The sequence below is a fragment of the Flavobacterium sp. WC2409 genome, assembly GCF_041200085.1.
Lineage (GTDB): Bacteria > Bacteroidota > Bacteroidia > Flavobacteriales > Flavobacteriaceae > Flavobacterium.
This window is the reverse complement of record NZ_CP165625.1, coordinates 190,702-202,631: the sequence shown is the minus strand read 5'-3', so window position 1 is coordinate 202,631 and position 11,930 is coordinate 190,702. Positions and strand designations below refer to the sequence as shown.

Annotated in this window: 8 protein-coding genes; all 8 read right to left on the bottom strand. The window is 32.0% G+C overall.

The features are described from left to right. The 8 genes from AB3G34_RS00860 to AB3G34_RS00825 all read right to left on the bottom strand — a co-directional run bounded on the left by AB3G34_RS00860 (nucleotide 1) and on the right by AB3G34_RS00825 (nucleotide 11,897). Nucleotides 1-879, bottom strand: a complete 879-nt coding sequence (locus tag AB3G34_RS00860) for an alpha-1,2-fucosyltransferase (RefSeq protein WP_367773630.1) — start codon at nucleotides 877-879, stop codon at nucleotides 1-3. A gap of 3 nt (nucleotides 880-882) precedes the next feature. Then, nucleotides 883-1,497 carry a DapH/DapD/GlmU-related protein gene (locus AB3G34_RS00855; protein ID WP_367773628.1) on the bottom strand — a complete coding sequence of 205 codons (615 nt, stop codon included), beginning with the start codon at nucleotides 1,495-1,497 and terminating at the stop codon, nucleotides 883-885. A gap of 133 nt (nucleotides 1,498-1,630) precedes the next feature. Next, nucleotides 1,631-3,001 carry a lipopolysaccharide biosynthesis protein gene (locus AB3G34_RS00850; protein ID WP_367773627.1) on the bottom strand — a complete coding sequence of 457 codons (1,371 nt, stop codon included), beginning with the start codon at nucleotides 2,999-3,001 and terminating at the stop codon, nucleotides 1,631-1,633. Nucleotides 3,002-3,046: 45 nt separating this feature from the next. After that, complete coding sequence (locus tag AB3G34_RS00845; RefSeq protein ID WP_367773625.1) at nucleotides 3,047-4,120, bottom strand: Wzz/FepE/Etk N-terminal domain-containing protein; 1,074 nt, start codon at nucleotides 4,118-4,120, stop codon at nucleotides 3,047-3,049. 15 nt (nucleotides 4,121-4,135) lie between these two features. After that, on the bottom strand, nucleotides 4,136-6,565 hold the full coding sequence (locus AB3G34_RS00840) for an SLBB domain-containing protein (RefSeq protein ID WP_369753147.1): 2,430 nt from the start codon (nucleotides 6,563-6,565) through the stop codon (nucleotides 4,136-4,138). Between the two features lie 383 nt (nucleotides 6,566-6,948). After that, on the bottom strand, nucleotides 6,949-9,321 hold the full coding sequence (locus AB3G34_RS00835) for a GumC family protein (RefSeq protein ID WP_369753146.1): 2,373 nt from the start codon (nucleotides 9,319-9,321) through the stop codon (nucleotides 6,949-6,951). 11 nt (nucleotides 9,322-9,332) lie between these two features. Further along, nucleotides 9,333-10,121 carry a polysaccharide biosynthesis/export family protein gene (locus tag AB3G34_RS00830; protein ID WP_369753145.1) on the bottom strand — a complete coding sequence of 263 codons (789 nt, stop codon included), beginning with the start codon at nucleotides 10,119-10,121 and terminating at the stop codon, nucleotides 9,333-9,335. A gap of 357 nt (nucleotides 10,122-10,478) precedes the next feature. Next, nucleotides 10,479-11,897 (bottom strand): undecaprenyl-phosphate glucose phosphotransferase, encoded by a 1,419-nt coding sequence (locus AB3G34_RS00825; protein ID WP_369753144.1) that lies wholly within the window; start codon nucleotides 11,895-11,897, stop codon nucleotides 10,479-10,481. Nucleotides 11,898-11,930 lie beyond the last annotated feature (33 nt).

The following is an 11,930-nucleotide window of genomic DNA, read 5'->3' as shown; positions in this document are numbered from 1 at the left end:
TTAATTATCATAAATTTTAATCCACCGATTTGGATAAATATCACTAGTTTTATCGCTATTTAAAAATTTAGCTGGAGAAACTACTTTATTAATCTCATTTTTGTTAAGCCAAGCTCCCCACCAACTAAAGCTACTATTAGCTATAATATTATGTTTACAATTCGCCATTAAAAAAATATCTCTCCATGAATTTTTACCACTGTTATGGGTAATATAAGTCACTCGTTCAAGATTTAAATTTTCCTTTACCCAAGCTATATCATTAGAAAAAATATAATAATGAGGCAAATCAATTTGGTCATTCATTATATTAATTGCTTTTTCAAAATAAGATTTAGTACATACTCGACCAAATATATTAATATTTTCCTCATTTAAATAGTCTCCTCTACGAACATGTATAGCTACAGACTCATTCTCTGACATCTCTTTAGCCAAAGCTAAACTTAGCGCATCAATTTCTTTACTAAAACTAAAACTCTTCAATACATCGTTTTTAATATTTACAAAATATTTCTCATTATGCCATCCACCGATATAAAAAGTGATCCCTTTGGAAGGTTTAAGATATTGGGGATTAAAATCATAATTAAAATTTTCCTCGATTACTTTAACCCCACCTAATTTTAGCAAGTATTTAAGCGGATTAGTAATGATTTTTAATCGTCGTGTCATCAATAACCTAAACAAGATTTTTAAACCCTTATTGATAAAACGTTCATTCCAAGAAATATTAAAAACAGAATTAATTTCCAATCCATTATGTTCATGACAAGAAGAAATTAAATAAGTCGAGGAATTAATTTTCTTCTTCTGCAAATAGAATGCATATTGTGACATTTGATTGCCAATCCCATTAAATACAACAACTACATCCATATTCTAAATCAAATTATTTTGTCTAATAAACTTTGCAGGATTACCACCCCAAATTTGGTTAAAAGGAATATCTCTAGAAACGACAGATCCAGCAGCGATTACTGAATTTGAGCCAATCGTTACTCCTTTTAAAATTATAGAATCCATTCCAATAAAAACATTATCGTGGATCGTAACAGTCTCACTCTTCATATTCGCTTCATCTTTACTACTGTGCCAATGTTCAGGATTTAAAGAATGAAAATCCGAATCTACAATTGTTACTCCCCCACCAATCATAATATTATTACCTAGGGTTATCGCTTTTGTTGCAACAATTGTTGCATTGCTCATAGCCACTTTATCACCTACTATCAATTGTGCATTTTCAGCAACTACAAACTTACATCGATTGTTTTTTCCTAGAGTAGCAAATTTATCCTTATTTACCAGTACTAAATCAACACCAAATTGAACAACACTTGATTTTTTTATATCCAATAAAGGAACACCGATAGAAGTGAAATTTTTCCAGATTATTCCATTATTTCTAAAATAAAAAGCAGTCAAATGATGTGAAAGATGAAAAAATATTTTTTTATATATTCTTTCATACATTCTATAAATAAATCTTATCATTACAAATTATTTAATCTTTTAATTTTCAAACTCTAGCGATAGAGGTTATGTTTCTAATTTATCTTTTATTAACCCAATAAATCTGTATTACTGTAATTTGAGGTAAAAAGTCAATTCTTTTTTAAAATTTTTATTACTTATTCCAAATACCTTTTGCTTCACCATTGACTATCAATTTTGCTTGAAAACACAAAACACTTCCCATAAATAGTACAACAATAATATTAGATACTGTTACTCCAATAAGTCCAAAATACCTTCCTAAAGTAATACACAAAGGAATATTGATTACTGTCGCAATTATGTACAAATAAAATTGCAGTTTCAATTTTCCTACTCCATTGATAAAAATATTATGAATCATCATCCAACAAATTGAAATAGTATAAACAAACATTGCAAATGATAACGATAATGAAATATGGACCTTATCACCAATCCAAAATTTAAAAATATAAGGGGATAAAACAAAAAGAAGTAGACATAGAATAATTAATAACACCCAATATTTATAAAGTTTTCTAAATATATTTTTAATCCAAATAATATCACCTTTAACATACGCATCCGTAAAAGCAGACCAAAATGGATTCATAACAATAGTAAAAATCATTACAATAACTGAAAATAATTTGTAACAAAGGTTAAATACCGTTACTTCTTCAGGACCAAACAATTGAGTTATTACAATATTATCCGTTTGAAATAATAAAAGGGACCCTAACTGAATAAAAAAGAATAACCCTCCAATTTTTAGTAGATTTTTTGCAAAACTAAAATCAACCATTTTAAATTTTGGAACAAAAGATTTATAAGAACTAGTATAATAATAAATTGAGGCTAAGAATTGAATCAGTATTGGAGTAACTGTAAGAATTATTACTAAATAAAGAAATGAAGAGCTTATTGTATTTTTTAAAATTAAAATAGCTACTAAGGTGCACACTTGGCCTATACAAGAAATCAACGCTACCTTTGCAAGAGCATGAAAAGCGGTTAATACACTATTTAATATTTGCAAAACTAATTGAATACAAAATGACCCAAAAACAATAAGTGCTACGAGATTTAAGTTGATATCAATATCTTTTTCAACATTCAAAATAAAATTCCAATTTAAAAAAAAATTGCATATAAAAAAAACCACCAATAATGCAACAGATATAAGACCAATTATTGCATAAGTAGTACTTATATAAATGCTAGATAATTTATTATATCCATTGGCATTTGCCTCCGCCAACTTATTTTTCAAACCATTACTTAAACCTATATCAAAGAAATTAAATAATCCAACTACTGAACTTAAAGTAAGCCATATACCATATTCCTTAGGATTTATATATGAAATAGTCAATGGTATTTGAATTAATGAGATCACAATGGATATTCCTTTCAAAAAAAGAGAAAATAGTATGTTTTTTTTAGCAAGCAAAGTTCTTTCATGCCCATGAGTAAAATAACTAGTAAATTTATTAACTAAAACACCAATTTTTAATTGCATAAAACCCTTCATTACAAGAAATTAAATAAATAAAACCAAATATTTTTAACTAATTAATAGTGTTTTAAAAACCCTCTTCAATAGCAAAAAAATAACAACTAAAATACTCGCCAAAAATCCTCCGAAAACTATACCTTTAGCTTTACCAAAACGTTCTTTTGGCAAAGGTAAAATAGGCTTATCTATAATCTGAATCAAAGGCGTTTCTTTACGCAAAGTGACTTTTGCTAATTCTGATTGTTTTACTAACTCTGTCAAAATCGCTGTATTGGCTTGAACATCTACCTGTCTTCGGGCAGAAGGAACACGACGTACATTCATAGCTGGATTCAATCCAAAAGTATTATCATTAGCAACTGCAACTCCAGCAATAGCACCATTCAATTCACGACGAATGGAATCCGTTTGTCGTTCTAAAATAAGCATATTATCACGGGATTTCTTACTTTTTGTTTCTATATAAAAATCAGAAACATTTTTAGCCAAGGCTTCACAAAAATATTTAGAAAACAGTTCGCTTGTAGAAGCGACATCTATATTAATTATAGCCACTTTTTTATCTCTTTGACCAACAGATAAAGCAGTCTTGGACAAATCAGTATAAATTACCCCTAAAATACTATCGTGCACTCGAGTAAAATAGTTCCTTTTTGCATCCGGCAAAAAATGAATATCCTTAAATTTGGAATTATCATTCCACTTATCTCTCCATTCGTTATTCTGAATATACATTTCAGCCAAAGAAATAATCTTCCCGTTTACAGTAATTGGGCTTAATAATGTCTGCTCCACCATAGATCTTGACTTAAACAATTCAGTCAAGTTAGTTCCAGTAAAAATACTTCCCCCGCTACCACCTAAATCAAGTCCAAAAGAACTTGCCAAACCAAGGGCGCCACCCAGCCCACCCCCAGAATTTTCATCTTCCAATGCAAAAGACAATGTAGCAGTATAAATCGGCTTTTTTATAAAAGAATAGGTTAATCCCAAAGTAGCTCCTATAATTCCAGCTACTACAATTATTCTCCATTGTGAAAGTAAATAATCAAACCATTCTTTGGCTTTTTCAAATAATTCTTTCAAAGAAATTTCCTCGCTGGCTGTTTTCTTATTATCCATATGCATATCCAGTTATTATTTAAAAGCGGTAACAATTAATAAAGCAAGACTCGTAATAACACTACCGATACTCACCCATTCTCCAGTACTCATCTTTTTGACATCTGGTTGTTCAGGAACAATGATTTGAGAACCTGGAGTTACTTTAGGATAGGATTTCACAAAAAAGAAAGACTTCGTAACAGCTGCTTTTCCATTAGGATAAATAATATACGCTTTTTTCTTCCAACCTTTAGCATCCACCCCTCCTACAGAATTTAAATAATAACCAAAACCCTTACCTTTGTCATAAGGAATCTCCGAAGTCAACAATACATTCCCAGTCACTTTCACGCCTTCGTTAAAAGTGGCAACCTCAATTTCATCACCTGGAAACAGCGTAACATTAGTATTGCTGTTTTTATTTTTAACGATCGATTTCCAATCTACAGGGATGATAGCAAACTTCAAATCTTCTTTTAATTTTTTCTCTAATTTATTTTGAATACTGTCTTTCTTTCCCAAATTCAAATTGATACTTTCCACTTCTTCAATTTGTTTCGCTTTTATGGGTCTTTTTATTTTTACACCATCACTATTAGCTATAGTGGTTAAACCTCCTGCTCGTTCAACAATATCATAGACTTTGGTTTTTTTATTGGCCAATACATATTTCCCAGCATAATTGACAGCACCACTTATAGTAACCATTTCTGGTTTATCATACACTGCCATTCTACGTATATTCACTACATCAAAAGGGGACAAAGCAAAATTTTTGGCTTGCTCGTTGTTCTCAGGTGTAATTTCAATATTAAACAATTCGGCTTTATTAGGATTCGAATTATCAATCTCCTCGGAGACAATCATTCTTGCCACTTCCACTCGCTTTGAAGCGGAGCCGGTCAATCCGCCAGCTTGTACCAATAAGTCATTCAAGGTCAATCCTTCATAATAATCATAAACTCCTGGTTTTTTTATTTCACCATCGATAGTTATTTTATATTCATCTACAAAATCCAAGATAGAATAAACTGTTACCACATCTTCCTTTTTTAAAGTGATGTCTGCTTCTAAATTTCCTTTTAAAGCTTGTTCTAAATCTACATTTACAATCTCAGTAGTTAAATCGGATTGCAATCGAATAATCCTAGCTCTTTTACTATAGGCGTCATCTTTAAGCCCATCGGCTTTTAGAACCAAGTCAGAAATTCGCATGCCTTCATAAAAAGAATAGGTGTCTGGTCTAAAGACGGCGCCTTCAATTTTAATACGGTTTTCAAATCGGTTTAAAATTTTTGTTACTCTAAAAACATCGCCAGAGGAAGGGCTGTAAGTAGTAAATTCAGAAGCATTAATATCTTTTACTTTAAATTCTTTTCCCGTTTTTTGAAGTACATTAACAGATGCTGTATAGGCAAACTCATTAAATCCAGAAGCAAAAGTCAATAAGTCGGAGAAATGTTCTCCTTTTTTCATCTCAAAAATACCAGGACGTTTTACCTGCCCTTCTACCGTTACTCGCTGATTATAAGCTGGAATCCGAATGACATCATTATCTTTTAAACCTACATTATCCGATTGGTCTCCACCTACTAAAAACTGATAAATATCAACTGTTCTATAAACTTTATTATCTCTCAATAATTCAATGTTTCTATAGCTTCCGTTCTTTCCAGGTCCACCTCCCAAAAACAATGCATTATAAACAGTTGCTAAAGAGGAAATAGAATAATTCCCAGGCTGCTTACTACCAATTATAGTTACTCGAATGGTTCTAATACGACCCAAACTTATTCCTACCTGAGACTGTCCTGAGCCAATAGTAGTATAGACCTTGGCCATAGCGCCTTTAATTTTTTGGGTAGCCGCTTCAATAGTCAATCCTGAAACTGATAGTTCTCCTACATATTGAATCGCAACTTTCCCCTCTACTGATACGGGAATACTAGCATTATATTCCTGTACTCCATATACGCTTACTTGCAATTCATCACCAGGCCCCAAAATATAATTCATGGGGGTCGCTAATTTTAAATTAGGTTCAAAATTAAGCGTAGGATTATCAAACAGTTCAGAACCAAAAACAAGTGAATTGAGACTATCCTTTAGTTTAGTATTGACAATCTTTTCTTGTTTTCTTGCATACTCACTATCACCTTCTTTTTGCAAATCCTTATCTATTTTAACTACCTCTTTATTTAGTGGAGTTAATGCAGCTATTCTCTTCTTTAGTTTAGCAAATTCATTCGCTGGCATTCCCTTAGACAAAGCCATTGGCTCTGCTTGCTCGATGGACACATTATTGGATTGCAATTGCCCTTTTATTTTAGCAACATCAGCATCTGATAAATAGTCTACTTTTATCGTACTCAAATCATTCGTTTTAAACAAATCTTGAGCCAGTACAGTCGAAGACTGGAAAAGTGCCAATAGCAATACAATCGCAATAAATATTTTTTTCATGTTTAAATAAAATTAGTATTAGTCAAATTTCAAATATCACTCCCTTAAATTAAAAGCACAATACCTATTACAGCCCTTTTAACCTCTAAAAAGGATACACGGCTTCGCCCTAGTAAATCACATTTTTTGTGAATACCTTTCTCAAATTTCCACAAATTTATACTAAAAAAATAGGAATAGCTATGATTGTTAAGGGAAATAGACAAACAAAAAAATAGAGATTATAAAAACAAAATAGAAGAGAAAATAAAGGCAGGGTAGCTAAATATCTTAAAAAAAAAGGCAAAACCTTCATTTTCAAAAACATGCATTATAACAAAAAAAAACTCACGAAATACAGTCATTTCGTGAGCTTTTGATAAAATTTAAATACCCTGGCCTAATTACATCTTAAATATTTTTTTATACCAAGAATCTTTCTCCATTTTTATTCCATAACCATAGCCATAGCCATAACCTTTCGTAGAATCAGTATCATTTAAGAGCAGACACATGTTTGGCAATTTATTTTCTTTGTATAACGTATTGGCAATATTCAACATGCGTTTCTCCAAAAAGTTAGCACGTGCCACATAAATGAAAGTATCAGCATGTTTAGCAATTAATAAAGTATCCGTTACCAAACTAACTGGTGCGGTATCAACGATAATATAATCGTATTTTGTTTTTAATTCCTTAAAAAGCACATCAACATTTTTACCCATTAACAATTCAGCGGGATTAGGAGGTATAATCCCCGCTGGAAGAATATGAAAATTTTCATATCCAGCATATTTCACAATTAAATCTTCTAATTTCAAATCTTTAGAAGACAAATAATTGGTAACTCCTCTTTCTGGTAATGTCAAATATTCATCTAATCTAGGATTTCTAATATCCATACCTATTAACAATACTCTTTTACCGGATAGAGCGAAGGTAGCGGCTAAATTTACAGACACAAATGTTTTTCCTTCGCTAGGAAAAGTAGATGTCAAAAACACAGTTTTCGCCTCACCATCCGGAACTTTGGTAAACATAAACTCCAGATTAGTTCTTATAATTCGCAACGCCTCGGCCGAGCTTGTTCTACTTCCAGATTGTATAATTTCAGAAGGAGAATCGGATGTAGGTACATCCCCAATAAAAGGAATCAGCGTTTTTCCCTCTAGATCCAAACGACTTTTTATCTTGGTATCCAATAAATCGTCTGTATAGATAACCCCAAAAGGGACCAACAAGCCCAATATCAGCCCTGCTAAATAAATAATTTTTTTATTGGGTGAAACTGGCTTTTTATTGGCTTTGGCCACATCAATCACGCGAGCATTTGGTTCTGTTGCCGACATCGAAATAGCAGTTTCTTCCCTTTTTTGTAATAAATACAAGTACAACTCTTCTTTTACCTTTTGTTGCCTTGCGATTACCCTAAACTGACGTTCTTGAACTGGTATTTTACCAATTTTAGCATTCAGCAATCCTTCCTCCTTATTTAGATCTCGTTTTTGTATGGTTAAACTCGATTGCATGCGCAATAAACTGGTTTGTACATTATTTTTTAAGGAAGCTATTTGTTGATCCATTTTTACTACAGAAGGATTTTCAGTGGTAGCTGATTTTAAAATCCGATTGCGATCCAAAACCAATTGATTGTAAGAACCAATTAATCCTGACGTACTGTTATCATTGGAAATAATATTTGTAGGTAATAAATCGGAATTATCACTCTTCTTAATAAAGTTCAACATGGAAGACACCACATTCAGTTGAATCTCCGTTTCAATTCCTTTTTTGTCATATTCATTAGACCCCTCAATAAACAACTTCGCTTCCGACTCAATATCTGTCAGTTGGTTTGTTTTTTTAAATGTTTGTACATCTTGCTCTACACCATCTAATTCTTGCGTAATTAGTTTCAGTCTATTTGCAATAAAGATGGAGGTATTCTCCGAAATAAAATTTTTGTCTTCGGCAGCATCATCATTATATATTTGAATCATAGTATCAAGAAAATCCTCTGCTTTTTTAATGACAGGATCCTTAATTGATATTCCAACCACACTACTGGTTTTACTAACCGTTGAAATTTCAAGATTTTGTCTAAACTCATCTACTACTTCGTCAAATGGAATAATCAAAATCTTCAATATGTGTAACCCTTCTTTAAAAAATACACGATTTGATGCTGATTTACTTATTACAATAGAACCATAAGCTGTAGGAATGGGGGTATTGTATTTAAAATTCCTTTTCGAGCCTAAAAGAAATTTAGCACTACCGTTTGTTTCTTCGACCGCTAATTCAAAAAAATCGCCTTTCCCATCTATAAAAGTAAAAGCAACTGGGTCTTTATAAAACTTCCCTTTATCATTTATAACCTGAACTTGAATTGGACTAGTATCATAAATTTCTTTATCAACAATATTCCCTTTTACAAAAAAACGAATATTTAAATTGAGTTTTCTAACCGTACTTTCCAATAAGCTTCTTGACTTTAGAATCTCAATTTCATTGTCCACATTATTGACCATACCACCACCCAATCCCATATCCGCAAAAGCAGAAAGCTCCGAAAGCATCCCTCCTTTTTTCTCATCTTTTACTAAGACAGAAGTTGTAGCCTTATATTGTGGTACAGTGTATCTTAAATAAGCAAAGGCTCCTGCTAAACAAATAATAACTGCTAATACAAACCATTTCCAATGCAAGAGGTATTTATCTAAGAACCCTTTTAAATCAAAATCATTTTCGTACTCCTCCTCGAAATTATTTTCCATGTAAAAATTAGTTATAAACGTATTATTAATGTTATTAAAGCAATCAGTAAAGAAGTCGCTGAAATTATAACGCCTGTATTAGGACCAATCGCCGCGCCATTAATCTTATTTTTATTCGGTTCCACGTACACTACATCATTTTGAGCCAAATAATAAAAAGGAGAATTAATAAAATCAGCTTGGGTAATATCTACCCTATTATAGGATTTCACCCCATTGACCTCTCTGATAATTAATATGTTATTTCTTTTTCCATAAATAGTCAAATCCCTAGCTTTAGAAATAGCCTCTATCAATGTAATGCGCTCTGAATCTACAGAATAAATGCCTGGTGAAGAAACTTCTCCTTGTACTGAAAACTTGAAATTCATAATGCGCAGATTAATAATCGGGTTTTTAATATAAATCCCAATTTTTTGCTGTAGCATTAATAAAACATCAGTCCGACTTAATCCGCCTACTTTTAATTTGCCTAAAACAGGAAATTCGATAAATCCACTGGCATCTACTAAATACAACTGCTGTGTTTGTTGTCCGGTAACCGCATCTTGTTTTCCTGAATATTGAATTGCAACTGATTTTAAATTGAAAGGGGCTGCAATTTCAGGATCCTCGGCAGAAACAATAATCATCAACAAATCATCAGGTTGAATCTTGACTTCGTAAGAAGTCAACTCCGCCTGGCTTTTTAGATTTTCGATATTCTGATAATAAACAATATCCTTTTTTGGAGTACAAGAGAATAGCAATATCAGTAATAGAAATGGAGTTATTTTCTTTAATAAAGAAAGGTATATCATATGTGATTTATTTTTAAAGGCCACAAATATAGGCATTATTTTTTTTATTAGCGATTAAAAAGAATTGCCAAGCTACGGTTCAATCTTCATTGTAAAATGGACAACAATTACTGCCTATTGGCTAGCCACTCTTAGTCTACGAGCACAATAGTTTTAAAAAAACGTCAACCGATTAGCATGATAAACAATGAGTGAAATTTTGCTCCTAATTACGGCCTAGCATTCACAAAACAGGATTACTGAATACTGTAGATTATTATTTTTCACTTCTCACTAAATACGCTTCTCAATAGCTTGAACACTTATTACTGCAAACTGAACACTGATTACTGAACACTGCAAACTGATTACTGAACCCTAATAAGCCTTCTCCTCTCCTTTAAACACATTAAAAACAGTAAGATAAATAATTTTCAGGTCTAACAGCAAGCTCCAGTTTTCAATATACCAAATATCATGATCCACACGGTCTTTCATATCAATTAACTCCTTAGTTTCCCCACGATACCCATTCACCTGTGCCCAACCCGTTATGCCTGGTTTGGCATAATGACGCACCAGATAATTATTAATTAATTCCGAATACTGTTGGGTATGCTTTAGCATATGGGGGCGTGGACCCACCACAGACATGGTACCCCAAAACACATTAAAAAACTGAGGCAATTCATCAATATTAGTTTTACGCATAAATGCCCCTATTTTAGTCACCCTACTATCTCCTTTTGTAGCTTGTTGGTGATCTGAACTAGCATTTACCTTCATGGTTCTAAATTTCCAACAAAGAAAAGATTCATTTTCCCTACCGGATCGTTCCTGTTTAAAGAATGCAGGTCCAGGAGAATCTAATTTTATTAAGAACACTATAATAGGAAACAACCAAGGAAAGATTAATACGATGACCAAAAAAGAAAAAACAAGATCGAAGCCTTTCTTAAGCAATAAATTAAAAGTGAGTTCTAAAGGTTCTTTACGGAGCATCAATACAGGTGTATTTTCATAAAAACTAATCTCCACCTTTCTAGATTTGGTATACAGTTGAAAATCAGGCAAAAACTTGATCCGAACCATATGGCGTTCACAAAGAGCCGTCAATTCGTTAATTATTTTTATATTATCTATATGAAGAGCTATATACATCTCATCTACTTTTTCCTTTAGTAGATACTCTTTGATTGCATTAAAATCACCCAAAATAGGAGCCGATATAAAGGCAAAAGGATCCACCCTATCATCAAAAAAACCCAAAACGCGATACCCATAAGTCAGGTCTTTTGATAAAATTCTACGAATGCGTTCCCCAGTATCATTCGCTCCAATAATAATCACATTTTTAAAATTATATCCTTCTGCCCGAATATACTTTAACAACTTCATGAAAATGACACGAGATACAAAAAGTAACATAAAAAAAACAACATAAAAATAAAAAATGCGCAAACGAGAAACTTCAGAATATTTTAAAACCAATACAAACCCAGCAATCAGGGCCGAATGAATAACAACCATTTTAATCATTCGAATCAATATGTTCTCAATCCGTTCGACACGAACAATCCGATAGGAGTCATTATAGAGTAATAATCCAATCCAAAACAGATTGGACAATAAAGAAATGGTTCGTACCTCTTTGATATCAATTCTATCAAGACTATCATATCGTAATAAAAAAGAAAGTACAATAGCTAGATTCATTAATAACACATCCCAAATTAAAAAACCAAGTTTAAAATAGCGAGAAAAACGGTAAACAGCTAAATTTTGTAAAATTGACATAAAAAATGTAAGAATTAAATAAATTTAAAAAAG